The sequence below is a fragment of the Epilithonimonas zeae genome (genome assembly GCF_023278365.1).
GTDB classification, from domain to species: Bacteria; Bacteroidota; Bacteroidia; order Flavobacteriales; family Weeksellaceae; genus Epilithonimonas; species Epilithonimonas zeae_A.
Map to the genome: position 1 here is coordinate 755333 of NZ_CP075338.1, position 26171 is coordinate 781503.

The 26171-nt window shown below is 30.5% G+C and carries 20 protein-coding genes; 14 read left to right on the forward strand and 6 right to left on the reverse strand.

The genetic code is table 11. The annotated features are described in order from the left end of the window. Positions 1 to 156: 156 nt before the first annotated feature. From KI430_RS03165 to KI430_RS03175, 3 genes are read left to right on the forward strand one after another with little or no spacing between them, the layout of a single operon-like run. Positions 157 to 1614, forward strand: a complete 1458-nt coding sequence (locus KI430_RS03165; RefSeq protein WP_248876830.1) for a glycoside hydrolase family 30 protein — start codon at positions 157 to 159, stop codon at positions 1612 to 1614. A gap of 10 nt (positions 1615 to 1624) precedes the next feature. Further along, positions 1625 to 2428, forward strand: a complete 804-nt coding sequence (locus KI430_RS03170) for a family 16 glycosylhydrolase (protein WP_248876831.1) — start codon at positions 1625 to 1627, stop codon at positions 2426 to 2428. Between the two features lie 38 nt (positions 2429 to 2466). Then, the gene (locus KI430_RS03175) at positions 2467 to 3906 is read left to right on the forward strand and encodes a glycoside hydrolase family 30 protein (RefSeq protein ID WP_248876832.1); all 1440 of its coding nucleotides are present in this window, start codon (positions 2467 to 2469) and stop codon (positions 3904 to 3906) included. 46 nt (positions 3907 to 3952) lie between these two features. On the opposite strand, the gene KI430_RS03180 is transcribed toward KI430_RS03175, so the two are convergent. Further along, positions 3953 to 4471, reverse strand: a complete 519-nt coding sequence (locus tag KI430_RS03180; protein ID WP_248876833.1) for a hypothetical protein — start codon at positions 4469 to 4471, stop codon at positions 3953 to 3955. Positions 4472 to 4815: 344 nt separating this feature from the next. Continuing rightward, positions 4816 to 5919 (reverse strand): M14 family zinc carboxypeptidase, encoded by a 1104-nt coding sequence (locus KI430_RS03185; protein ID WP_248876834.1) that lies wholly within the window; start codon positions 5917 to 5919, stop codon positions 4816 to 4818. Positions 5920 to 7067: 1148 nt separating this feature from the next. On the opposite strand from KI430_RS03185, the gene KI430_RS03190 reads away from it, so the two are divergent. Then, positions 7068 to 7589 (forward strand): helix-turn-helix domain-containing protein, encoded by a 522-nt coding sequence (locus KI430_RS03190; protein WP_248876835.1) that lies wholly within the window; start codon positions 7068 to 7070, stop codon positions 7587 to 7589. Between the two features lie 46 nt (positions 7590 to 7635). Here KI430_RS03190 and KI430_RS03195 read toward each other — a convergent pair whose 3' ends face one another. Next, positions 7636 to 7848 (reverse strand): hypothetical protein, encoded by a 213-nt coding sequence (locus KI430_RS03195; protein ID WP_248876836.1) that lies wholly within the window; start codon positions 7846 to 7848, stop codon positions 7636 to 7638. A 250-nt stretch (positions 7849 to 8098) separates the two neighbouring features. Here KI430_RS03195 and KI430_RS03200 point away from each other — a divergent pair, with 250 nt between their 5' ends. The 6 genes from KI430_RS03200 to KI430_RS03225 all read left to right on the forward strand — a co-directional run bounded on the left by KI430_RS03200 (position 8099) and on the right by KI430_RS03225 (position 15959). Continuing rightward, positions 8099 to 9727 carry a DUF6377 domain-containing protein gene (locus KI430_RS03200; RefSeq protein WP_248876837.1) on the forward strand — a complete coding sequence of 543 codons (1629 nt, stop codon included), beginning with the start codon at positions 8099 to 8101 and terminating at the stop codon, positions 9725 to 9727. Between the two features lie 179 nt (positions 9728 to 9906). After that, the gene (gene bglX / locus KI430_RS03205) at positions 9907 to 12201 is read left to right on the forward strand and encodes a beta-glucosidase BglX (RefSeq protein WP_262920880.1); all 2295 of its coding nucleotides are present in this window, start codon (positions 9907 to 9909) and stop codon (positions 12199 to 12201) included. Positions 12202 to 12510: 309 nt separating this feature from the next. Continuing rightward, positions 12511 to 13356, forward strand: a complete 846-nt coding sequence (locus KI430_RS03210; RefSeq protein ID WP_248876838.1) for a hypothetical protein — start codon at positions 12511 to 12513, stop codon at positions 13354 to 13356. Positions 13357 to 13454: 98 nt separating this feature from the next. Then, positions 13455 to 13637: a helix-turn-helix domain-containing protein gene (locus KI430_RS03215; protein WP_248876839.1), complete on the forward strand. Its 183-nt coding sequence runs from the start codon at positions 13455 to 13457 to the stop codon at positions 13635 to 13637. Position 13638: 1 nt separating this feature from the next. Further along, a complete protein-coding gene (locus tag KI430_RS03220; protein ID WP_248876840.1) occupies positions 13639 to 14550 on the forward strand; it encodes a hypothetical protein in 912 nt (303 codons plus the stop codon). Between the two features lie 92 nt (positions 14551 to 14642). Beyond that, positions 14643 to 15959 carry a hypothetical protein gene (locus KI430_RS03225; protein WP_248876841.1) on the forward strand — a complete coding sequence of 439 codons (1317 nt, stop codon included), beginning with the start codon at positions 14643 to 14645 and terminating at the stop codon, positions 15957 to 15959. 37 nt (positions 15960 to 15996) lie between these two features. Here KI430_RS03225 and KI430_RS03230 read toward each other — a convergent pair whose 3' ends face one another. Together KI430_RS03230 and dinB are read right to left on the reverse strand one after the other, a co-directional pair. Then, positions 15997 to 19050 carry a DNA polymerase III subunit alpha gene (locus KI430_RS03230; RefSeq protein ID WP_248876842.1) on the reverse strand — a complete coding sequence of 1018 codons (3054 nt, stop codon included), beginning with the start codon at positions 19048 to 19050 and terminating at the stop codon, positions 15997 to 15999. Between the two features lie 9 nt (positions 19051 to 19059). Further along, the gene (dinB, locus tag KI430_RS03235; protein ID WP_248876843.1) at positions 19060 to 20199 is read right to left on the reverse strand and encodes a DNA polymerase IV; all 1140 of its coding nucleotides are present in this window, start codon (positions 20197 to 20199) and stop codon (positions 19060 to 19062) included. A 61-nt stretch (positions 20200 to 20260) separates the two neighbouring features. Between dinB and KI430_RS03240 the strand changes: the two genes are divergently transcribed. The 3 genes from KI430_RS03240 to KI430_RS03250 are packed head-to-tail and all read left to right on the forward strand — an operon-like array spanning position 20261 to position 23209. Next, positions 20261 to 21028 (forward strand): XRE family transcriptional regulator, encoded by a 768-nt coding sequence (locus KI430_RS03240; protein WP_248876844.1) that lies wholly within the window; start codon positions 20261 to 20263, stop codon positions 21026 to 21028. Between the two features lie 56 nt (positions 21029 to 21084). Continuing rightward, positions 21085 to 22479 (forward strand): hypothetical protein, encoded by a 1395-nt coding sequence (locus KI430_RS03245; protein ID WP_248876845.1) that lies wholly within the window; start codon positions 21085 to 21087, stop codon positions 22477 to 22479. Positions 22480 to 22486: 7 nt separating this feature from the next. Then, complete coding sequence (locus tag KI430_RS03250; RefSeq protein WP_248876846.1) at positions 22487 to 23209, forward strand: hypothetical protein; 723 nt, start codon at positions 22487 to 22489, stop codon at positions 23207 to 23209. Between the two features lie 134 nt (positions 23210 to 23343). Here KI430_RS03250 and KI430_RS03255 read toward each other — a convergent pair whose 3' ends face one another. Beyond that, a complete protein-coding gene (locus KI430_RS03255; protein ID WP_248876847.1) occupies positions 23344 to 25227 on the reverse strand; it encodes an AAA family ATPase in 1884 nt (627 codons plus the stop codon). A gap of 317 nt (positions 25228 to 25544) precedes the next feature. Here KI430_RS03255 and KI430_RS03260 point away from each other — a divergent pair, with 317 nt between their 5' ends. Further along, complete coding sequence (locus tag KI430_RS03260) at positions 25545 to 25919, forward strand: hypothetical protein (protein WP_248876848.1); 375 nt, start codon at positions 25545 to 25547, stop codon at positions 25917 to 25919. Positions 25920 to 26171 lie beyond the last annotated feature (252 nt).

The following is a 26171-nucleotide window of genomic DNA, read 5'->3' on the forward strand; positions in this document are numbered from 1 at the left end:
TCATATTCTTAGGTGAAAGAGGTTCTCAAAAACCTCTTTCATTTTTTATATTAATCAAATATTTTTCTAAGCTTCTCTTATGAAAGAGAGCTGTATTGGGAATAATCATTTCAATACAATTCTCTTGTTATAAAATATTTAAAACAATTTAATAAAATGTATAATAATAAGATTTTTCCGAATAAATTACTGTTCTGCGGATTGACAGTTTTTTCATTACTTTTTTGTCAAAGCAATAGTGTAGAAGATTCTTCAAATCCTCCGACTGATGGTGGAGATAATGGTAATTATGCTTCAGCAAATGTCTGGCTTACAAAAGCAGACGAAACAGTAAAACTTCAAAAACAAAGTGATATTTTCTTCAATAACGCAACCAATAACTATCAAACTCTTGATGTTGATGCTTCGCAAAAATATCAGACAATTGATGGTTTTGGATATACGTTGACTGGTGGAAGTGTTGAAGTTATTAATCAATTATCAGCTTCAAAAAAAGAGGAATTATTACAGGAATTCTTCTCTAATAAAGATAATTCTATTGGCGTAAGTTATATAAGATTAAGTATTGGCGCATCGGATTTGAACAGCAGCGTTTTTTCTTATGATGATATGCCTGCAGGACAAACAGATATGTCTTTAGCTAATTTTTCTTTATCAAAAGACCAGGCTCTTATTGATATGCTAAAGAAAATATTAACCATCAATCCCAACATCAAAATTATGGCAGCGCCTTGGTCACCACCAGTTTGGATGAAGGATAACGGAAGTTCAATAGGAGGTAGTTTGAAACCAGAATATTATGGCGTTTATGCGCAGTATTTTGTGAAATATATTCAGGGAATGAAAGCGCAGGGAATCACTGTCGATGCAATTACACCACAAAATGAACCTTTGCATCCCGGGAATAATCCAAGTCTGTTGATGACTGCTCCTCAACAAGCAACTTTTATCAAAAATAATTTAGGACCGGCATTTCAGGCAGCCAATATCAAAACAAAGATTGTTCTTTATGATCACAACTGCGATAAGCCAGATTATCCATTGGAAATTTTAGCTGATGCAGATGCGGCGAAATATGTGGATGGTTCAGCTTTTCATTTGTATGCTGGAAATATCTCAGTTTTGAGTAATGTTCATTTGGCTCAACCAACTAAAAATCTTTATTTTACGGAGCAATGGACAGGTTCTACATCGTCTTTTTCAGATGATTTGATGTGGCATTCTAAGAATGTGATTATCGGTTCTATGAGAAACTGGAGCAAAATCGCATTGGAATGGAATCTTGCCAATGACCCACAGTTCAATCCACATACAGATGGCGGTTGTACACAATGTAAAGGTGCAATTACCGTGAACTCAAGCGAAAATTTGACTAAGAATGTGGCATATTATATCATTGCACACGCTTCGAAATTTGTTCCTCAGAATTCTCAAAGAATTGCTTCTACGCAACCAGGAAATCTAAGCTCTGTTGCTTTTACAAGACCTGATGGAAAAACAACTTTAATTGTTCTGAATGAAGGAAATGCAACGGAGAATTTCAACATCAAAATGAATGGCAAATCTGCAGCCACTTCTTTACCGGCAAGAGCTGTAGCCACTTATGTATTCTAAAATTAATTTTATGATGAATTCCAAAACATTTAAAATAGTATCAGCATTCATATTAATTTCTGTATTGAATATTTCCTGTTCGACTCAAAAAAGCTCGGATAAAGGAAAACTTGTTTTTCAGGATGAATTCAGTTATAAAGGATTACCGGATTCATCAAAATGGGAATTCGAAGTGGGGGGCGATGGTTTTGGGAATAATGAACTTCAGTATTATACTAAGGACAGAACAGAAAATGCAAGGGTAGAAAACGGGAATCTCATTATCGAAGCCAAAAAAGAAAAATGGGAGAAAAACGATTATACATCGGCAAAACTAATTACCAAAAATACATTTCCATTCCAATATGGAACGATTGAAGTACGAGCAAAATTACCCAAAGGTAAAGGAACTTGGCCTGCAATCTGGATGCTGAGCCAGAATATAAAAGAATGGCCGGATGATGGTGAAATCGATATTATGGAACACGTGGGGTATAACGAAGGTTTTGTTCACGGTTCTGTTCATACAAAAAAATACAATCATATCATCAATACTCAAAAAACGGATACAATTATCATCAAAGATGTGGCAGAAAATTTCCACGTTTACAGAGCTGATTGGTCACCGGATAAAATCGAAATGTTTGTAGATGATAAAAAATATTTTACATATATCAAAACTGAAAACGATTACGAAGCTTGGCCCTTTGACCAACCATTTTATTTGATTCTAAATCAGGCAGTAGGAGGGAATTGGGGTGGAAAAGAAGGTGTAGATTCTACCATTTATCCTCAGAAATTCTGGATAGATTATGTTAGAATTTATAAAAAATAACTGATGTTGATATTGACATCAAATTTCTAAAAGTAAAAATGAAAAAGACAATTATAGTATTTGTTGCATTATCTTTTGCAGCAAGTATTAATGCCCAGAATTACTGGAAAAAAGGAATGAAAGAGGGGAGAGTGATTATCACTTCTCAAAAAACAAATGAGAAATTTGCTAAAAAAGCGAATGCCAAGTTTGTAGATTTTCCTCAGCCAAAAGAAACAGATGTCTGCGTTTTTGTAGACCCAGATTTCAAATATCAAAAATTAATTGGAATTGGTGGTGCGATTACAGATGCATCAGCAGAAGTTTTTGCAAGAATCCCGAAAGAGAAACAGAAGGAATTTATCGAAGCTTATTACGGAAAATCGGGGATTGGTTATAATATCGTTCGAACCAATATGAATTCCTGTGATTTCTCCAGCGACAGTTATACTTACATTAATGATAATGATGAATCCTTAAAATCATTCGATGTAAAGCACGATGAACAATACAAAATTCCATTAATTAAAGAAGCTCAGAAAGCCATTATTCCAAAAGATTTCAGATTTTATTTCAGTCCGTGGAGTCCGCCAGCTTGGATGAAATCTAACAATAATATGCTGAAAGGTGGAAGATTATTGGACAAATATTATCAGGTTTGGGCGAATTATTATATTAAATTCATCCAGGAATACGAGAAAAGAAATATTCCGGTTTGGGGATTGACAATCCAGAATGAACCAATGGCCGTTCAGACTTGGGAGTCTTGTATTTATACCGCAGATAAAGAAGCAAAATTCCTAAAAGAAAACCTTGGTCCAACATTATGGAAGAATAATTATAAAGACAAAAAAGTCATTATTTGGGATCATAACAGAGACTTGATGTATCAGCGAACTACAACAACTTTGCAAGATCCTGAAACTTCAAAATATGCTTCCGGTATCGGTTACCATTGGTACGAAACGTGGAATAACAAATCTCAACTATTTGATAATCTTGCTGAAACGCACAGAGCTTTTCCGGATAAATTTTTGATTTTCACAGAAGGTTGCAAAGAACAATTTGATTTTTCTAAGATTTATGATGTTAGTTTAGGTGAATTGTATGGTCGAAATATGATTAATGATTTCAATAAAGGAACTTCTGCGTGGACCGATTGGAACATTCTTCTAGATGAAAAAGGCGGACCAAATCACGTGGGAAATTTCTGTTTTGCACCAATTATCTATGATACAAATAAGCAAGAACTTCATTATACTTATGAGTATTACTACATCGGTCATATTTCAAAATATGTAAAGCCAAATGCTCAGCGTGTTGGAACTTCCACCAATAAAGATTTCCTGTTATCTACAAGCTTTTTGAACGAGAGTGGGGAACTTGTAGTAGTGGTGATGAACGAAGGAGATAAGGATACAGATTTCAATCTTTGGATAGAAGGAAAATCTTCCAAACTCTCTGCACCAGCACATTCTATACAGACTATAATTTTATAGTAATATATTATTTTCTAGGAACAGCAGCTTTTTAAGGCTGCTGTTTTTATTTTAATTTGTCCGCAATCATCTTGCAATCGGCCGGGGCAAATCTTTGACCTTTTGTAAAGTTGATAGCTTTTGGAGATTCATATACTGATCTTGAAGAATTAGATTCTGCATATTTTCCGATGCCTTCTAACAAAACGCCACTGTCTTGTAAGAAATAAATTTCACGTTCGCTAGTAGTGCCTTCGGAAGCAAATTTATAATTGACTTTCAATGTATCACCAGAAACTTTTCCTGTGATATCACCAGAATTCGAGTCTTTTTCGAAGTTTTTATATTTCAATTTACCCGAGACATTACCATCAATTATTTTATAGGATAAAAACACAGAATCCTTCGCTAAGACATTCATATAACAATAATCTACATTTTCAGCTTCAGCAATTTGATTTCTAAGGTTTCTGTCAATTGCTAAAGTATCGGGCTTTCTATTTTCAACATTTTTTTGTGTGGCATCATTTTTCTCACAAGAATTTAGAATAACTAAACCAGACAACATTAAAATAATTTGTTTCATAACAGTTTGTTTAAAACTAAGTTTAGAAAATACTATACCAAAATAATAGAAGAAAAACACGTAATAAAACTGTTTATAGCATAATTATAAAATATCCTATAATTTATATTATGTTAAATTGGATATTATAACATACTGATTATCAGATCATATCATTTGAGCATAACTTAAAAAAATATCCAAAATTCTTACAACTTTGGATATTATTATTTTGTGTGAGATTATTCTCAGCAATTAGAATTTTAAAAATAAGTCCGTTGCAGAATCATTCAAAATCTGGCCTGTGTGAAATTATATTCGATTAAAAATTTTATAACAGATTCTCAGCGATTAGAATTTAAAAATTATTCAATCCTAAAATCAACTAAAGAATCTAATTTCGGAAACTTCTTTACAGATACAAATCGTTTATCCGTGCAGTCGATTTCTGTCCAGCCTTTTTTATGATTCAGATCACCAACTTCAACCACGTATGGTTGGTAAGTCAGTTTTTGATTATCATCCAAAATTTCTCTGTATTGAACAGCAATATCCAAAATACACTCAAAATCTGTATTCAATTTTACATTTCTATAAATAAGGTCAAAATGCGTTTCCTTATTTTGAGGAATATCAAAGTAAGTTTCATAACTCAACGTATCACCTTTAAGTACCGAGATTGCCTTTAACGCAAAGTATAAAGCCTGGGTATAATATTCTCGGGTTTTGCGACGATCCAAATCATTTTCATAAAAACCACCTTCGAACAAAATCGCAGGAATGCCAGATTTCATAAAATTATCACCACTGGATGTCGGATAAAATTCGTCCGTATATTTTGCAATTCTGTTAGGCAAAATCTGTTTCATCTGCATATAAATGGCCGCAATCACAGCCATACTTTTTTTCCTGTTTTCGGTAACATCTCTTTCAACATTTTCAGATGGCGATAAAAAGGATAAAGTCGCCGGATGAATTCCGTCTGTAGTGAAAATCGTTCTTTGGTCGTGAAGGTTTAACAGATAACTGTAGTTTCCATTTAGTACGATAGATTTCAAAACACGGATTTCATTACTCGAGTTGCGGATAAAATCTCTGTTGATATCAATATCGTAGGCATTTCTTCTTGTCCAAGCTTCGGAGCCATCGGGATTTAACATGAAAATGAAATCCAACTGAATTAATGTAAAAAGCTTGTCTTTCAACTCAGGATTCTTATCAAATATGGATAACAAATCCAGCATTGCCAATGTCGCTGTAGATTCGTTGCCATGCATTTGTGACCAAGCTGCAACTTTCAAATTTCCGTTTCCTAGAGATAACATATAGATTGGTTTCCCCAAACTGGATTTTCCTATCTCTTTTACATAATCGCTGTAATTGTCCTGTAAGTAAGAAAATAATTTTTCAGGGAAAATATAGCGATCTGGGAAGTTAGCATTTTGGGAGTAAGGAAAACTAAAATTCATTTTTTTCTTTGATTTGATTCGTCACAAAAATAACATTTAATCCGAAATAAACTAATTTACATTTGTAATATATTTAAACATAACCAAATGTCACTTTGTCTGTTTATTATTTTGTGGAATACATTATTGTTATATAAAATTTATATATTATTTAATATCAGTTATTTATGTGTTTTAAGTAAAGTTATTTTTTAAATTTACTTTAATACTAAATTCTTTTATATAGTTTGATTTGTTCAACAAAATGCTAAACATATTTTGGTTAATTATTTAGGTTATATTACAAATGTATAAATAATTATTAATCAATAAATTCTCCATTTCTACTCGCTTTCATCCGTAGTTATTAATTTTAATATACTTTTATCTTATTTTATCTACTAAGTGGAATATTATGTTAAATAGATTAGCATAAAAACTAGTTGCAATGAGCCTCTTCCCTGCTCTACTCTTTGGTTCCGTGATAGAAAATGAATTTTTAATTAATTCAAATTTTATCGATTCACTTTCTTTATCAACTTATATTTTGATGACAAATAGCGAGAATTTGGATTTGAAAAAAATCAGATAATATTCAGACTTAGTGTTTATTAACAATAAGACATCTACACATATCTTTATAGTTATAAGCTATTAGTTTGACTAATTATTAACACGTAATTGAGAAAGTATTTAATCTATTATAAATAACCTTTATAAATATTGAAATGGAAAGAACCATAATCAGAATATGAAAATTGCAATTGAGATAAACCAATAATATTTATAAAATAACAATTATCACTATTTCAATAATATTTGTTGTTAATAACTTCAATTTTAAGAAATATGGAATTAGTATGAATTTTTATATTGAAGTAAATATTTGAATATATTAATATTACATAGATTATCTCAACCTAAATTTATTAAATTAAATATAACATTCATTTATATCAACAAACTTTGGTGTTAGTATCTAATGATTTTCAACAAAAGGTTTTCCACAATTGCCAATACCAAATACTTTTAAACAACTTTATAAACAATTAAAACTATAAATAACTGTAATTAAATAGGTTATATCAAAAATAATTAGTTTACAAAAGTAAATTGATGTCATTTACAAACGTAACCGTTTTTAAATTAAAATAGATTACATTTGTAAAATGAATTTCAATGATAGATTTACAAAAGTTATAGAATACTCTGAACTAACTCCTGCCGAATTTGCAGAAGAAATTGGTGTGCAACGTTCGAGTATTTCACACATCATTTCTGGAAGGAACAAACCTTCTCTTGATTTCATTACCAAGATAAAATCTAAATTCCCAGATCTTGAATGGGATTGGCTGATTAACGGAAATGGCGAAATGCTTATTAACAAAGAAGAAATTCCAGTTACAATTCCTACAAGTGAACCGGAAGAAAAAAAGCCGGCAAAAAAAACTTTGCCAGATTTATTCTCATTAATTAGTGATGAACAATTTGGACAAGAAGAAATTGATAAGAAACCCGAAAATCAAATTTCACGAGAATCTAATATTTCTGTACCAATTGTAGAAAAAAATAAAATATCCGATTCTCAGCGATTAGAGAATTTTGATAAAAAACAAGAAAATTCGTCAAAAAAAATTAGACGAATTGTATTTTTCTTCGAAGATGGAACTTTTGAAACTTATGAGAATTAAGTATTATGTTAAATAGAGAATTTACAAATTCTAAATCTATAATATTCTAAATAGCATAAGCCGCTTTATTTTCAAAAACATTCATTCCGGTCATGCGATCTTGTTTATAAATAATCTCGACTGAAAAACATGAGATCTCGTACAGTACAAATTTCAATTCATTAATAGTACGTTGCTCTTTGATATGACCTTCTTTTTTAGCCATCTCAATTTGCTGATAATCCGGAAGATTTTTAAAATCGTAGAAAGATATTGTCATAACATTTTTTATTTAATAGTTCTTACGTTTGACTATACAATTTGTTTACCAAAATCTATTTATAATTTTAAATTTAGCATGAGAGTTAAAAAATCTTGATAATATCACAATTAATTTAGCATTAATTTCGTACTCCATATGAATCATGATTTTAAATGTAAAATTTGATTTGATGAATGTAAAATTTTAACTTGCAATATTATTGATAGCTTTGAAAAAAATACTATAAATAGCTACAGTAATTTCTGTCATGAAGTTTAAACTTATCTTTTTATTTTTTTTGATTTCGAATTTCTTTTGTTCTCAAAGTTCTAATGAACTTCTGAAAATACTGACCAAAGAAATCAGTCAGAAGAAAAGGTACAGTGATAAAAAAGAAGCAGCTATTGAAGATTTAAAGAGAAACAAATCGCAGAATCCAAATCAGGAATATAGTAATAATGAAAATATTTACAGATTGTACAAGCAATATCAGATTGATTCTGCCGTGCATTATGTAAAGAAAAATATGGTGATTTCGGAACAGCTTAACAATCCGAAAATGATAGCTGAATCGAGTCTTCAACTGGCACATCTCTACTCGACTTTAGGGAAATACAAAGAGTCTGAAAATCTTTTGAAAAGTATTAATAAAAACACTTTAGACAACGATACCAAAGCCAATTATTACGATACTTACAGCAAATTTTATGAACACTATACCACCAATATTAATGATGTCAACGGTATAAAAAATATTGAACTGTACCGTGACTCACTTTTGATGGTGCTTCCCAAATCTACTGTTCAATATAAAATTAATCTTTCACAAAAATATATTCACGAAGGAAACCTCGATAACGCTGAAAAACTTCTGCATAATCTGATTAATGAAGCCAAGAAAAAAAATCTCGATTATGCGATGTCGGCTTATCTTTTGGGGGATGTTTACAAACTGAAAAATAAGAAGGACGACGAGCTGAAATATTATCTTATATCAGCGATTACCGACACCCAAAATGCGATTAAAGACAATGCTTCTTACCAAAATTTAGCAATGATCTTTTATCATAATGGAGACATTGATAAAGCCTATCTTTTTACAAAGTCTGCGATTGAGGACGCTATTTTTTGTAATGTAAAATTCAGGACTCTGAATATTTCTGAAATGTATTCCATCATCAATAAAGCCTATGTTGATAAAGAAACGAAATCAAAAAGTCAGCTGGAATTATATTTAATTTTCATCAGTTTGCTTTCTGCGATTCTTGCCGGATTGATTATTTACATTTACCGTCAGATGAAAAAGGTTACCCGCATCAAAGAGCAGCTTTCAAAAACGACGGAACAACTCGAACTATCCAATTCTGAAATTACAAAAACCAACGAAAAACTACAGCTTCTCAATCAGCAATTATCAGAATCAAACCAAATTAAAGAAGAATATATCGCCTATTTTTTTGATACTTGCTCGGCTTACATTAATAAACTGGAAGATTACCGAAAAAATTTAAATAAAAAAGCCAAAGACAATCAGCTTGATGAACTGTTCAAAACCTTACGTTCAAATACTTTGATTGAAAATGAGCTGGAGGAATTGTACCGAAATTTCGACCAGATTTTCCTGAATCTTTATCCAAGCTTCGTCACCGATTTTAATTCTTTATTAATTCCTGAAGAAAAAATTGTCTTGAAAAAAGGCGAACTTCTGAACACCGAACTGAGGATTTTTGCCCTCATCAGATTAGGAATTACCGACAGCGTAAAAATTGCAGCCTTCCTTAGATATTCTTTAAGCACGATTTACAATTACAGAACCAAGACCAGAAATAAGGCCGCTGAGTCCAGAGATTTGTTCGAAAACAGGGTGGCAAACATCGGGGAAATCGCTTCAAAATAACTCGATTTTTTATATTTCCGCTACATTTTTTGTCTTATTTAAAATTATAAATAATTAATTTTCAGATACTTAATTTTAAAAACCACTACTTTTTAGCTTTCCGATCCAAATCCGCTTCTATTAAATTTTAGTTTTGCCTTAAACGGTTCAATTAACATTTAATTTAAATTATTTTAATAATGAAAAGGATGGTTATCGCAGCTTGTATGGCGGCAAGTATTTCTCAAATCGATGCGCAGACAGTTGCTCAATATGAAAAGGTAAAAATGGATAAATTCATCACGGAACTGATGAGCAAAATGACGGTTGAGGAAAAAATCGGTCAGCTCAATTTTCCGGGCGGTGGAGATGTCACGACAGGTCAGGCAAAAAACAGCAACATCGCAGATAAAGTAAGAAAGGGAAATGTTGGAGCAATCCTAAATCTTAAAGGTGTCGAAAAAATTAAAGAAATCCAGAAAGTTGCGGTTGAAGAAAGCCGCCTGAAAATTCCTCTGTTTTTTGCGTTGGATGTAATTCACGGTTACGAAACAGGATTTCCAATTCCATTGGGTTTAGCTGCAACGTGGAATCCAAAGATGATTGAACAATCAGCAAGAATTGCTGCGAAAGAAGTGAGCGCAGATGGAATCAGTCTAACTTTCAGTCCGATGGTTGATGTTTCGAGAGATCCACGTTGGGGAAGAGTTTCTGAAGGAAATGGTGAAGACCCGTATTTGGGCGGTGAGATTGCAAAAGCTTTGGTAAAAGGTTATCAGGGAGACAATACCTATAAAACCAATTCCCAGATTATGGCGAATGTGAAACATTACGCTTTATATGGAGCGAGTGAAGCCGGAAGAGATTACAACACGGTGGATATGAGCCGCCAAAGAATGTTCAACGAATATATGTATCCTTACAAAGCCGCTGTAGATGCGGGAGTTGGAAGTGTGATGACTTCATTCAATGATATCGACGGACTGCCTGCTTCTGCCAACAAATGGCTTTTGGATGATGTCCTGAGAAAACAGTGGGGATTTACAGGCTTCATTATGACCGATTACACGGGAGTGAGCGAAATGGTTGACCACGGAATTGGCGATCTGCAAACCGTTTCTGCAAGAGCTTTAAAAGCCGGAGTTGATTTGGATATGGTTAGTGAAAGTTATTTGGCTACTCTGAAAAAGTCTCTTGACGAAGGAAAAATAACGGTTGCCGATATCGATAAATCTTGCCGTTACATTTTGGAAGCTAAATATAAAATGGGCTTGTTCAAAGACCCATATAAATATATTGATGTAAAAAGACCTGCGAAGGATATTTACACCAAAGAAAACAGAGAATTCGCCAGAAAAATTGCGGCTGAAAGTTTTGTTTTGCTTAAAAACGAGAATGTTTTACCATTAAAAAAGCAAGGAACCATCGGAGTTGTTGGTCCATTAGCCAATACAAGGTCGAATATGCCCGGAACCTGGAGCGTTTCTGTTGATTTGAAAAAACCGTCGACTTTGGTAGAGGGAATTCAGTCTGTTGCAGGAAAAAATGCAAAAGTTCTTTATGCAAAAGGAAGTCATTTGACCGCTGACCCAGAACTGGAGAAAAGAGCAACAATGTTCGAGCGTGGATTAGGTAGAGAAAACGAAAAACGCAGCGATGAAGAAATGATTAAGGAAGCGCTTGAAGTGGCTTCAAAATCGGATGTGATTGTGGCTGCTTTAGGAGAATCTTCGGAATTCAGTGGAGAATCGAGCAGCAGAACAGACCTAAATATTCCGGATGTTCAGCAGAAATTATTGGCGGAATTATTAAAAACCGGAAAACCTGTTGTTTTGGTTGTTTTTAACGGAAGACCTTTAACCTTAAACTGGGAACAGAAAAACGTTCCAGCCATTCTGAATGTTTGGTTTGGAGGTTCTGAAGCTGGTCCTGCGATTGCAGATGTTTTATTTGGAGATGTAAATCCAAGTGGAAAATTACCGATGACTTTCCCGCAAAATGTTGGTCAAATTCCGATTTATTACAATCATAAAAATACAGGAAGGCCTTTGGCAGAAGGAAAATGGTTTGAAAAATTCAGGTCAAATTATATTGATGTGAGCAATGACCCACTTTACCCTTTCGGATATGGTTTGAGTTACACCAAGTTTGACTACGGAAATATTAAATTAAGCTCAAACCAGTTAAACCAAAACGGACAAATCTCAGCAAGTGTAGAGGTTACCAATAAAGGTTCTCTGGAAGGTCAGGAAGTTGTGCAATTGTACATTCGTGATATCGTAGGAAGTATTACCCGTCCCGTAAAAGAACTGAAAGGTTTTGAGAAAATTTCTTTAAAACCAGGCGAAACGAAAACTGTTACTTTCAAAATCACTCCTGAACTATTGAAATTCTACAATTATGATTTGGAGTATGTTGTCGAACCGGGAGATTTTGATCTGATGATCGGAACCAACAGTAAGGATGTGAAAACTGTTAAGTTTAGTTTGAAATAATTATTAGTAGCAATCTGTAGTGATACATTTTGGATACTTCTATTTATAATTAATTTTTGTTAAAAGTAAAGAGAGTCAGATTCTGGCTCTCTTTATTGATTTTTATAAATTGAAATAAAAAAGCCTCTTTTAAAGAGGCTTTTGTGGTCCCACCTGGACTACTTTACGATGAACGTAAAATCCTTTTATTCAGTAATTTACTTCAAAATAAAAATTAAAAGTAGACAGTATGGTATACACTTTTTACCATGTTATTACTTTATATTTTTTTCGATTAACAAATTTAGTTATTTTGTATCAAAAAATGAAATGAAAAACATTATTGAAAATTTTACGTTCGCTAAATTATTTTATGATGCATTTACGTTAAAGATGCCTTTGCACAATTTCCCTGCCAGCTTACAGAACTTAATAAGTTTAGATATATTGGATTTAGTTTCATGTGATAGAGATGTAATGATTAATAATTGTCAGATATGGAAAGATGAAGCATTTCGTAACATTGAAAGGATTGGAAAATTAGGAAGTACAAAAACTGAAAAAAAGTTATTAATTCTTGAATCTAATACAATGCAAGATTCGACCTTTGTCAAAGCTTTAAAATTGTTTAATGAAAGAAATTTTTATATTCTTTCCAGTTTCATAAAAAATATTCCATACGAAAACAATCATTTACTTATAAAAACTCAGATGTTATTGTCTGCATATATAGGAATCAATCTCACCCTTCCGCAAGAGAAATGCAATAATAATTATGTTATTAATTCCGAAGACCAATTGGAATTGAATCCAAATAGTAATACTCTAATAATCCAAGAAAAATATTTGCAATCATTTATTGATTCTCTTAGCATTTATGCTTTTGATATTGAATCAAAAAATAAGTTAAAATCACTTCTGACAAGGCAAGCGATTCATACAGATATTAAATTTTCCTGCCCCGCTAACTCCGTTATAAATTTTTTTAAGCGGATGATTGATATAGAAGTTATCGTAAGTAATAAGGAAGTTGCGGGAAAATTTATCCAAACACATTTTTTATTTGGCAAAAAGGATAATTTTAAGCACACTTCAAATAATAATATAATTAATTATCTTAAAAGATCAAGTTCTCCTGCTGTCTTATCACCAATAGTTCTCATTGAAAAATGTTAAAAGTTGCTAATTTTTATTACACTATAATTACATAAAGCTGTAGTGTATTTTCCGTGTAGTGCCAATACTGCGAAATTTGCAGTATAAAATCAAAAAATATGGAAAAAATAGAATTATTTACTTTAGATGAAGTTGCTTCTATGTTAAAGAAGAAACGCACTACAATCTACAATTATAGAAAGAGCGGTAAGTTGAAGGCATTTGGTATGTCTGGTAAAAGTCCGTTATTTAGGTTTAAAGATATTGAAAATTTTATAACTAACTCTTTAAAGTTTAATTAATATGATTGACAATATCGACTATAAACTTAATTGCAAAGATTGTGCACTGGAATATATTACGCAAACAGGTGGTTATATTCAATCAAATTGGGTTTTACCAGATGGAAGTATTAAGATTTATCCTATAAAGAAAAAAGATAAAAATGTCGAGATCAAGGTGACAGAGAATAAAGCAATGATTTCGAATAGTTTACATAAGTATTTTAATATATACAGATATGGACAATACGGTGAACACAATTACAATGACTTTAACTTTTTTGATGTTCAAGAATCTCTTGATTTATTACAAAATAGCTTTTTGAATTTAGATTTGAATGATGGTATGATTTCAAGTTTAGAATTTGGATTTAATTTGATTACAGAAAAACCACCCAAATATTACCTTGATTATAATTTCTTGCTATATAAACATAAAGCTCCTGTGATTAATAAAGGAACTAATTCTATGAACTACAAAAAGTTTGAGCATTGCAATATAGCTTTTAAAGTTTATGATAAGAAAACGCAATATAGTTTGTCACAGAATGTATTAAGGATTGAAATCGTTTTTAAATCTAGAGAATTGCAAAAATTAGGTATTAGCTATCTTTCTGACTTAAGAAAAAGAGAAAGTTTTATCATTTTGTTTGATAATTTTATGAGACACTTTGAAGGCTTCACTATTGTCGATAATAGATATGAAAATCAAGATTTTGAAAAAAAATTTATAGATGATCTTGGAAATCGATTAGAACCATCATATTGGAAAATTCATCGGGGGAAAACTAATATCAATCGTTTAAAAAATAGGTTGAGGGATATTATTGTCGAAAACAAGCTAAATAATACAGAATTATATTTTGAGAAATTGATTAAAGATAAATTTCAAGAACTATTTTATTGCGAGAATTTGCATATTAATGTATGCTAGTGATTGATTTTCACTGATTGTATATATTTGAAAACAAATCATTATTAACTGTTTTTTTTTCGTAAAGTTGTATTTTTGAAAAAAAGCTAATAATGACAGATAACTATTTGATAATAATTATTTGTACCATAATTCTCTTAATTGAAGTTTATAATGAAACTTTTTTACAGAATTATGGTACTTTTATAGAAAGACTAAAATATTTTTTTAGCCTTAAAATGTTTTTCAAAACAATAAAGATTACATTTTTTTTATTTTTTATTCTTTTGATATATAAGTATTCTTTTGGTGGAAAATTAATAAACTATGATTTCATCCGAGAAAATATATTTACGATAAAATTTGAATTATTAAAGTATTATTTTACTCCAGTATCTTTTTATGCTTTATGGTTGATCCTAACAAATTCAAGAAAAATATTAGTAGAATTTTCTAACGATGAGTTTAATTACAGCCGAGCCAATCAGTTCCTTTCATTTTCTGCTTTCATTCTATACCGACTTATAACATTTATATTAATTTATATACTTTTTGCAATAACATTTAGATATTTGATAATACTTGATGAAAGCTTTAGTGCAAATAAATTGTCACTTTTAGATTGGATAAATAATTCATCCAAAAATGATATTAATTATAATAGTGGCGTTTATTTATCATTAGTAATTACAACATTTATATTCTTTATTTTTAATAACGCTTTTATCAAAATTAATAGTCCATTCTATAATTTTAAATCCAGTGAATTATCTTTTTTTTCCTATTTTTTTGTATCAATAATTTTAAGTATTGGTATTTTCTTTGGCTTCTTCTCAATTTTTAATGCTTACCACAATATAAGAATTACATCTTTAAAAGAATGGTTTAGTAACGAAAATATTCTAGGAATTTTGCCCTTACGAATTGCATCAGTTGTAATATTAGTCAACTTGTTTGGTTATGTGTACAAAGAAATATTAGAAAGCAGAATTAAGCCTTTCTTGATTCTTGCTTTGTTTCCAGTTAGAAATATTGAAAGTTATAATTTAAACTTAAAAATAGAAAAAAGAGAAACATTATACTTTTCTCAAATAAGTTTTTATATATTAAATATCGCAATAGCTGAATATTTTGTTATAATAGAATTTAAAAATCTATATGTAAGTATCTTAAATTTTGCAATATTATTTATCCAAGATGATTTTAAAATTATTAATGATTATTCTAACGGACTGCAAAATGTACTACTTAAACATTTAAGAAAAATATATCTCTTTAATACAATTATGTTCTGTAGTGCTTTTATTGTATTGTTGCTTACAAATGAATATGAAGTTTTTTCAGGATACGTCATACTATCAGTTTTATTAGCACTACTCTATGGATATAATTACTCCCTTGTAAATCGCCATGATTATATTTATGATTAACAATACTATCAAACAAAAATTTAATTGCTGGATAAATTTATATTAACTTGTATCTCGGCAATCCAATCTCTTTTTCCTGCGGATATGGTTTTCTTTGGGTCATACTTACATCTTCTCTTATTCTATTATAAGCCTCAAATGATTTGTCTTTATCGAGTGTATATCTTGGATCAGGAATGAATGGCATTTTCTGCATTTTCAGAATCGTGATAGTTGGAAAATGAAAATCAACCTCGACAATTCCTAAAAGTAAATAACATCCACCTCCCTGAAATGGATACTTACTAAGATTATCAGGAAAATGAGCTGTATCAAAATACTCTCCTTCATTATCAATCCAAGTCCCAAAGAACATAGCTCCTCTTTTAGTAGGTACGTGTTTTCTTGAAATAAGATAAGCCAGCATTTTGACTTCTTTTTTGTGATGTTTGGTTAAGTCCTTTGCCATCACGCTTCCTCTGTATTTTGTTTGCAAAAGATCAAATGGACTTACAGAAACAGGAAATCCTAAAATTTCTATTTCATCAAATGCATCCTCATAGGGATGACGCACAACTTCTGGTAATTTGTATTCTTTTTTAGGCTCATCAAGCAAAGTCAAATGTTTATAATTTTGTTTTTCGCCTGCGAGCAAAAATCTGGCTTCTATCAAAAGTTCGTGTTTTGGTTTTCCTGTAAATCTAAAAGCTCCGATGAATATCAAAGTTTGCAGCGTTTCAAGTCCAATAGAAACTCTTTTAACGAAGTTTTCTAATGATTCATAATCTCCATTAGCATTTCTTTCTTCAGGGATTAAAGTTGCTGTTTTGCTATCTAAACTTTCGATGTGCATAAATCCCATATATACATCTCTGCCATAAACTGTGGTTTTATACTCACCCTTGTTTACACAAGGATTTAGAATGTTAGCACCTGACATTCTGGCTTCGTGAATATAGACCTCCGTCCTGTAAAAACCACCACCATTATTAATAGCAGATACCATAAACTCAATGGGATAATTAACTTTTAAATATAAGCTTTGATAACTCTCTACAGCGTAAGATGCTGAATGTGCTTTACAAAATGAATATCCTGCAAAGGATTCAATCTGGCGATACACTTCTTTTGATAACTGTTCGGAATGTCCAAGCTTTTTACAGGATTCAAAAAAATGATCCTTAACTTTCTGTAAAGCTGATAGTGAGCGACCTTTGCCACTCATAGCACGCCTCAAGACATCACCATCCGACGCCGCTAATCCTCCAAAATGAAGAGCAATCTTTATAACATCTTCCTGATACACCATAATACCATAAGTCTCACCTAGTTCTTTTTTAAAAACCTCGTGGAAATATTCGAACTTGTCAGGATTATTGTGTCTGAAAATATATTCACGCATCATACCACTTTGTGCCACACCTGGTCTTATGATAGATGATGCTGCAACCAACACCTTATAATTATCACATTTTAACCTTCTCAACAATCCACGCATCGCAGGGCTTTCTATGTAAAAACAACCTATTGTTTTACCTCTGCTCAAATACTCATTACACTTTGATTCATTTTTTGAAATTGACGTATCTCTAATGTCAATCGTAACACCTCTTTTTTCTTCTATAAGCTTAACTGCATCATTGATTGTACCTAATCCTCTTTGTGACAAAATATCAAATTTCTCAAAGCCAATTTCTTCTGCTACGTGCATATCAAATTGAATAATTGGAAATCCTTTAGGTGGCATTTCCAGAGCTGTGTAATTGGTAATTGGTTCTTCTGAAATAATGATTCCACAAGCGTGCATACTTCTTTGATTTGGAAACTTTTCTAATAGTTTTCCATACTTATGAACCATAGCCGAAACCGAATTTATATCGTGAGCTTCTATAGGCTTTGTTGCCAGTTCATCCAGTTCTTCTTTTGGCAGACCAAATACTTTACCTACCTCCCTGAATATTGACTTATATTTAAACTCAACATTAGTCCCACAAAAGGCAACGTGATCTTTCCCATATTTATCAAAAATATACTGCAAAATAGTATCTCTATCCTGCCAACTCCAATCCAAATCAAAATCAGGTGGAGTTTTGCGATTCAGATTAAGGAACCTTTCAAAATATAAGTCAAGTTCTAAAGGACAAATATCAGTAATCCCTAGACAATAAGCTATAATACTGTTTGCTCCGCTTCCTCTACCTACGTGCATAAATCCCATTCTGTTACTATACTTAACAATATCCCAAGTAATAAGGAAATAGCCTGAAAAATTAAGCATATCAATTACCTTTAACTCTTTTTCCACTCGTTGAATGGCTGATCGGTGACAATCAGGATAACGCCTCTTTAAACCTTCATAAGAAAGCTTAGCTAAAAGTTCAAAATCACTTTTTTTGCTACCTGTAAAAAACTTTTTATTTTTCGGTGTTGAGTAGTCAAATTCAAAATGGCATTGTTCCAAAATCCATTCTGTATTCTTTATGATCTTTGGATATGCCTTGAATTTATTTAATAAATCCTCTGGCTGAACAAATACTTCTGAATCTTTACAATAATCAGTTGATTTTAACTTTGAGCCTAATATATTAAGATCAATGGCTCTTAAAATCTTATGCAGATTATAATCCGTTTTGGTTTTAACTGTAACAGGCTGTAAAATGACCATTTTCGGAATATATACTTTCAATTCCGATTTTACCAAAAGATTTAGCTCTTCAGGTTTGATTCCTATATATTCATTACGGTGTAGTTTTTCAGGAAAATCGTTAAGTGGGTATATAACTGTAACATTTGAAAATGATGGATGATATTTTGGAAGTTCTTTACCATCGCAATTATGTTCTGTTAAAAGTTTGTTGATTTCGCCAATCCCTTTATTCCCTTTAGCAAGACAGATATAAAATAGTTCGTTTTCTTTTCTGATTTCTACACCAATAACCGATTTTATATTGGATGCTTTACAAAGTTTGTGAAATTCATAAATGCCTGTAATCGTATTGATGTCTGTTAAGGCCAATATCCTAACATTCAATTCAACAGCCTGCTGAACCAATTCCTGTACGGATATAGTCCCATAACGTAAACTATTGTATGAGTGACAATTTAAAAACATAATTAACTCTTATAATAAGCCAGATGCTCTGCCTACACTTGTATTTCCAAACCTCAATTTCAGTTTATCCATTGTTTGATAGAGGCTGATTAATTCTTCGGTGTCTTCAAACAAATTCATCTGATGACAGCCGTGTACCAATCCTGTGAACTTAACACCAATTAATCGAATTCTCATTCTTCGGGAATACAGTTTGTCGAATAAATCTAAAACATACTTTAACAATGTATGGTCAGCAGATGTGTAAGGTATTCTGCATTGTTTGGTTTCAGTATCAAAATTGGAATATCTTATTTTAACAACTACAACTGATGTAAGCCATTTTTCACTTCTGAGTTGAAATGCCAATTGTTCAACCATTCCTGATAATATACTTTTGATTCCCTGAATATCAATAGTGTCCTGAGAAAAGGTGTTTTCTGATGATATGGACTTTCTTTCGGAATAAGGTATAACAGGTGTCTCATCAATGCCATTGGCTTTCTTCCAAAGTTCAGTACCATTTTTTCCAATTAATTGATGCAACACATCAACAGGTGTTTCAGATAAAGTTTGAATTGTTCGCACGCCAAGCCTTGAAAGCAATTGAAATGTCACATTCCCTACCATAGGAATCTTTTTGATAGACAATGGATTTAGAAAAGGTTTAATATTCTGTGGAGGGATTTCCAATCTTCCTGTAGGTTTGGATTCACCAGTTCCAATCTTAGAAACGGTTTTGTTAGTGGATAATGCAAAACTAATGGGTAGACCTGTATCTTTTGTAACAGCACCTGCAATTTCATTTGTCCATTTATAGCAACCAAAAAATTTATCCATTCCTGAGAGATCAATATAAAATTCATCAACACTTGCTTTTTCCAATAAAGGTACTTTTTCCTGAATGATTTCTGTAACCGTATGCGACATATTGGAATAATATTCCATATCGCCTTTTATAACTTTCGCATCAGGACATAATCTTAGTGCCATTTTAATAGGCATTGCACTTCTGACACCAAAATATCTTGATTCATAGGAACAGGAAGCCACAACTCCCCTATCACCACCACCAATAATGACAGGAATACCATTCAAACTGGAATTTTTCAGTCTCTCACAAGAGACAAAAAACGTATCCAGATCCATATGAACAATTGATTTTTCCACGCTTCAAAATTATTACGTTTTGTAGCTTAATTTTGTATATTTGTTGCTATAAATTATAGCAATGTCAATTTTATCAGAAAACATCAGGTATTTAAGAGGTAAGCTGAATATGTCACAACAGAAAGTTGCGGATGATTTATCAATTACCAGAGGGAGGTATGGTAAGTACGAAGACGGGGCGACAGAGCCTCCGCTTGATATTTTGCTTAAAATCTCCAAATATTACAAAGTCAGTATCGATTTGTTATTAACTGTCAATGTCAGTAAATACTCCATCAATGAGATTATGGAACTTCCCGACAATAGGATTGTTTTACCCATAAGGGTTGATAATGACGGCAACGATCAAATTGAGATTATCCCACAAAAGACTTCAATGGGCTATTTAAATGGCTATAGTGACCCTGAATACATAGAAAGTCTTGATACAATTTCATTACCATTTCTAAAAGGCGGTAAATTCAGAGCCTTTCCTGCTGAAGGTGATTCTATGCCGCCCTATAAAGATGGAACTTACATCGTAGGAAAGTATGTCGAAAATCTTTCTGATTTGAAAACAGACAGAACTTATGTTTTCATAACAACTAATGATGGTATCAGCTATAAAAGATTTCAGTTCCACGAAGCAGATGGCATTTGGGTCAAAGCAGATAACAGTTTTTATGAGCCATATAAAATTCCATTAGCAGAAATCAAAGAAATTTGGGAATTTGCCTGTAGTATTAATACCAAAGAATTAACGAACACTTCAAAAGACAAAAATTCGGAGATTTTAGAAATGTTTTTGGAATTAAAAAACGAAATAAGACTATTAAAAAAGCTACATTAACTTTAAATATTGCGTAATTCTTAATTAAAAAATTCTAATCTAACACAATTTGAAATATGCAAAAAATTGACATTGAGATTTTCCAAGCAATTATTGAAAACACTAATTTTAAAACAATTAAGCTTACTAACAAACAAGTGCATCTTGAAGATAGCATTGATATTGAAATGTATGATAGATCATTCTATTTTGAAAATTGCATATTTACTGGAGGAAGAATTAATTTTAGAAATTACGAAGAAGGAGATAATCATTCTCAGTCTATACAATTTATAAATTGTACAATCTCAAATGATTTATTCATTAAAGATTGCAAATTATACAAAATAGAGTTTAGTAATGTTAATATAAATTCAAACCATTTTCACATATCAACTTTAGATGTAGAGTATCTAAGTATTTCAGGAAGCCCAGAGAAATACAATAATATTAATTCATTAATACTTCATAATTTAAATATTCACACACAAATTGCTGATTTGGATTTTAGATTAAATAATATTAATAGTTTTCATGTTAATAACTGTATTTTTATAACTATACAAATTAATTCTAATAATATTAAAAGATTACATTTCGATAAACTTGTAAATAAAAATTATTTTCAGTTTTGGAAAAATAATTTAATGGAATATTCAACTATAAAAAAGTCAGTTTTAAATGAATTTATAGGCAAAAGTTCAATATATGGACAAGAGTTAAAATTTGAACAAACAAGCTTTAATGAAGTTTGTAGATTGGATAAAGTTCCATCTAAGTCACAAAGTTCAATTAATTTTATAGAATGTATATTTGAAAAAAGTGTCTTTTTTGATGAAAGCACCTTTTATCAGATAGCTACCGAAGGAGTATTTTTCAAAGATATAGTTTCTTTCAACTCAACAACAGTTCACAAAATCAAATTTAAAAGTGTTCATTTTGACAAAATTGCATTTTTTAATGGTTTCAAAATAATTTCCCTAAAGTTAGTTGATATTGGAACAATCAGAATTATTAAAAATCAATTATACAAAACAGAAAATAAAGTAGATTTTCTTAAGTACAATGTTCTTGAACAAAATATTTTATTAAATGATAAAAATATAAGTTTTAATGATAGAGCTATACTCACATTAAATAAAATTTCTAATAATTTTGGAAGTAATTGGATACAAGGAATATTATTTACAATGTTAGTTAGTTTTTTGGGATTTTTTTTATTACTACTTATAAATAATTTTTCACAAAATAATAGTTATGAATTTGTTATTAGTTTGGACAACAATGTACCTTCAGCATCTTTTCAAGAAATACTTGGTGAATGGCTTAAATTTACTTTTTCGCTAGATGTACGAATCTATAAAAATTATGAATCGAATGGTTTTTTGTTGCTAACATTCTTTTTATTCAAGATCATTGTCGGATACGGAATTTATCAAACAATTGCAGCTTTTCGGAAACATAGTAAATAAACATAAAATGAAAATAATAGATTTTGACAAACAAATAAATGCAAATCCATATTTGCTAAATATTTATAATAATATTCCTAAAATTGATTTTCAGAAAAAATATGATTGGGCTCTCCATTCAGAAAATATCATTAGGGAATTTCCACATTCACAATATTGTAATTTTGATTTAAAATGGCTAGAAATTGTACAACGAATTGATAATGTTAATGATTTAATTAAAGAACTTTTTTCAGATTTCATATTACTAAATTTAGTGATTGATCCTGACCCTTTACAAGATGGAATGAGGAAAACCCCACTTCACTACAAACAGAAGTTTTTGACGGAACAAATATTTTATTGGATTAGAAAAACTGTTGATGAACTAATTTCATTAATATTTGTATTAGAATTTTTGAAGCAAAATGGAAATAATTATCCAGAAAAAATAAATACTGATTGTATAGGAAAGCTAATTCAAACTAATGATTTCATACCTGATATAAAGTCTAAACATCTTAATTTCTTGGTACTAATAAATGATATTTCAAATGCTTACAAACATTCTTTTCACAATTCAGAAACATACTCATTAATAGGAATAAATGATCCACTGGCTCATGCATATGGATTTAAATTAAATAATGTTAATAAAGAAGTATTATTTACCGCTCATAAAATTGAAGATATTATTAATTCACTTAATATACTAATATGTGATATGATTGACTACATTAAAAAAATATAGAAACGTCTATAAAGTTGGCAGCATTCAAATAGTTGTATTTTTTAATATTGACATTAACATACCTTGAAAACTAATTTTCAATAGCTTTGTAAATCGCAAATATCTATTCAATTATAAAATTTCTATTAGTATTTTTACTTTAAACTATCTAAATACAATTTCGAATTTATATACAATTGTGTTTCGTTAGCCATTCGCCTTCCTTGATTAACATCATTTTTATCACTTCTCAGTTCTTTTATATTTAACATTGTATTATCCATCAATTTAACAATAGAACTTTTTAAACTTTTCATTGTTGGATTAATTTGGGATTTTTTAAAAGCATTAAAAATTATTCTATTTTCAAAATCTTTATTGTCAATTTTTAAATTAATTACTTCATTAGAATTTAGTAGTATTTTAGTTTCAATTGTTCCTAAAATAATATAACCGAATTCATGTGCCTTTTCTCCTTTCGGCAGAAACCTATCTTCAATGATAATTAACATACCATTTTCTTTTAAAACACTTTTTATAAGAAGTAATAATTCTATCCATTCGTTTGGGTTAATCTCATGGAGCACATTGCACAGCACCACAATATCATAGTTGTCTTTAGGAATTTCTGAATCGAGGTAATATAATTTATTAAGAGTAGGAACTTGTAATAATAGAACCTCATTTTCTTTATCGGGTTCATATGCTGAATAGATTATCTTTTTTGCAGTATCTCCATCTTCAGATATAGTATATCCAATTCTACCCTTGCCAGCCCCAAAGTCCAACAATTCTACTGTAGTATTTTTTTGAACGAAATCTTTAAATAATATAAACTGGGGATCATTTGTATTATTTGAAAAAACAACATCTGGATTTTTGAAACACTGAACCATAAAATTTCCGTATGCCCACTCCGAAATTGAGTTTATAAAAGATGTTAGTTCCATTACATGGTCTTCTAAACCCATAAGTTCGTTAAAAGAATTACCAGGTGTAGTTCTCGAAGGTGGAATTATAGAATCATTTTTCACCATTAAAATTTCATCAAAATCTAAATGTGATAATATATGAACTGAATGTGTTGCAATCCATAGCTGTCCAGATTTGCTTATGATGTTTTTTAACGCACCTATTAATTTAACTTGTGCTTCAGGATGTAAATGTTTTTCAGGCTCATCAATTATAATGATACAATCTCTAATGTTAGCTTTAGAGTTTGTCTCTAAGAAAAAAAATAATATCGCATAAGCAAATAGCATTTTTTGTCCTGGGCTTAATAAATCTATATTAAAAGGTTCCTCATTCAAATGCAATATACTATTAATAACATTGCCCTGAGTAACTTGACTATATGTAAATTCTTTTCCTAAAAATTGCTTGACATATTTTTTAAAACATTGGAAAAGCTGAAATGATTTATTTATTTTAATACTTTCTTCAATAATAGAAGGGTTAGTCTTATTTTTTAAATACAAATTAAATTCCTCACCAATAATTTCAGTTGAAATTCTTTTAAAATATTCAATTGTTGAAAGATTATTAAATAAGGAAAATTCATTGATAATTACATTCCTATTTTCATCAAGAAAATCAATATTAATAATATCTTCAAATGTCAACTTACCACTTATGTTATCCTTAATAATCTTTAAATCATCATTATCAACAACCTTTATATAAGCTGTACTAAATCTTTTAAAATTCTCTCTAAATGCTGAAAAACCTAAAAAAGATGGGTGTTTTTCAATGTTTTCAGTATCAGTTGTCTGATTAAATTGAATCCTTAGAGACTCTACATTTTTTTTTTGTCTTCCAATAATTTGTGTTGGTATATTAGTTATAAAATCATTGTAGTATTTATCTGCAGTTATTTCATTTGCATACTTTTCAACTAATTTTAGGATTCGTGATTTTCCAGCACCATTTTTTCCTACCAAAGCTACAGTTGACCCTAGCGGTTTCTTTGTTAAATCTATTTCTTTTAAATTAACTTTTTTAGTTTCTGACTTTTCAATTTTTATTTTAGAAATTCTCATAGGTTATAGTAAAGATTATAATTCAAATGTAATAATTTATCTAAATTTTTCATCTTTGTTTTAGAAAATTTCTATTTTTGTACTTAAAGAAATATCGAAATAATAAAGCGTTAGCTTTTATTCTGTTATAGGGAATCTGGTAAATTCAAAATGTAACACGGAATAAACAGTTGATGCTCACGCTTATGGCGTGGGCTATTCTTGTTTGTGTTACAGGGCTTACCAGAGCCTCCTATTGGCAAATTAAGTTATAGTTCCACGCTTTCTGCATTTTATAATCCTCACTCTGGAACTAGTGAGCATTAAAATTCAAAGTCATGAAATTTTTTTTTACAATTTCAGTATTTATTTTTACTGGACTCTTTAATTCTCTAAATGCACAGTATAGAAAACCAAGACAAGGCTGGATTGAGCCAACTAATCAGGAATTTACGATGAAGATTCTTGCCGAGAAAGAGGCTAGATACAAAGAAAATGTTAGTCAAGTTGTAGCTCTAAACAAAGAAATAAACCTCCTTATTCGCATTCAATCTAAAAATGGTTTATCTGAATCTCAACTATCTTACATCAAGTCATATCAGAATGCTATAATTAAGATAAATAATTCCAATTATGATTACGGAAATTCCAATGTAACTCAATCTGTGCTAAATTATCTCCAACAATTTTATGATGAAATATATTCTTGGTAATGTAAAAAAACATAAGATGAAAAAATATATATTTTCCTTAGCGTTGGCAATATCTATAAATGGCTATTGTCAGGAATTTAATTGCACAGACATTACCAGATTTAAGCTATACAATATTTATCAACAAAATGAAGGAATTTTCAGGGTTAAAAAAGATAACATTGATTATATCTCAAATATTATTAGTAGGACAAAAATCGAAACATTGAGACAAATTTGTATTAACAATTGGAATAATTATAATAACTACGG

Excerpts from the sequence above, each read along its gene's own strand:
- KI430_RS03165 (WP_248876830.1), top strand. The coding sequence starts at position 157 with ATGTATAATAATAAGATTTTTCCGAATAAATTACTGTTCTGCGGATTG.
- KI430_RS03170 (WP_248876831.1), top strand. The coding sequence starts at position 1,625 with ATGATGAATTCCAAAACATTTAAAATAGTATCAGCATTCATATTAATT.
- KI430_RS03175 (WP_248876832.1), top strand. The coding sequence starts at position 2,467 with ATGAAAAAGACAATTATAGTATTTGTTGCATTATCTTTTGCAGCAAGT.
- KI430_RS03180 (WP_248876833.1), bottom strand. The coding sequence starts at position 4,471 with ATGAAACAAATTATTTTAATGTTGTCTGGTTTAGTTATTCTAAATTCT.
- KI430_RS03185 (WP_248876834.1), bottom strand. The coding sequence starts at position 5,919 with ATGAATTTTAGTTTTCCTTACTCCCAAAATGCTAACTTCCCAGATCGC.
- KI430_RS03190 (WP_248876835.1), top strand. The coding sequence starts at position 7,068 with ATGAATTTCAATGATAGATTTACAAAAGTTATAGAATACTCTGAACTA.
- KI430_RS03195 (WP_248876836.1), bottom strand. The coding sequence starts at position 7,848 with ATGACAATATCTTTCTACGATTTTAAAAATCTTCCGGATTATCAGCAA.
- KI430_RS03200 (WP_248876837.1), top strand. The coding sequence starts at position 8,099 with ATGAAGTTTAAACTTATCTTTTTATTTTTTTTGATTTCGAATTTCTTT.
- bglX (WP_262920880.1), top strand. The coding sequence starts at position 9,907 with ATGAAAAGGATGGTTATCGCAGCTTGTATGGCGGCAAGTATTTCTCAA.
- KI430_RS03210 (WP_248876838.1), top strand. The coding sequence starts at position 12,511 with ATGAAAAACATTATTGAAAATTTTACGTTCGCTAAATTATTTTATGAT.
- KI430_RS03215 (WP_248876839.1), top strand. The coding sequence starts at position 13,455 with ATGGAAAAAATAGAATTATTTACTTTAGATGAAGTTGCTTCTATGTTA.
- KI430_RS03220 (WP_248876840.1), top strand. The coding sequence starts at position 13,639 with ATGATTGACAATATCGACTATAAACTTAATTGCAAAGATTGTGCACTG.
- KI430_RS03225 (WP_248876841.1), top strand. The coding sequence starts at position 14,643 with ATGACAGATAACTATTTGATAATAATTATTTGTACCATAATTCTCTTA.
- KI430_RS03230 (WP_248876842.1), bottom strand. The coding sequence starts at position 19,050 with ATGTTTTTAAATTGTCACTCATACAATAGTTTACGTTATGGGACTATA.
- KI430_RS03240 (WP_248876844.1), top strand. The coding sequence starts at position 20,261 with ATGTCAATTTTATCAGAAAACATCAGGTATTTAAGAGGTAAGCTGAAT.
- KI430_RS03245 (WP_248876845.1), top strand. The coding sequence starts at position 21,085 with ATGCAAAAAATTGACATTGAGATTTTCCAAGCAATTATTGAAAACACT.
- KI430_RS03250 (WP_248876846.1), top strand. The coding sequence starts at position 22,487 with ATGAAAATAATAGATTTTGACAAACAAATAAATGCAAATCCATATTTG.
- KI430_RS03255 (WP_248876847.1), bottom strand. The coding sequence starts at position 25,227 with ATGAGAATTTCTAAAATAAAAATTGAAAAGTCAGAAACTAAAAAAGTT.
- KI430_RS03260 (WP_248876848.1), top strand. The coding sequence starts at position 25,545 with ATGAAATTTTTTTTTACAATTTCAGTATTTATTTTTACTGGACTCTTT.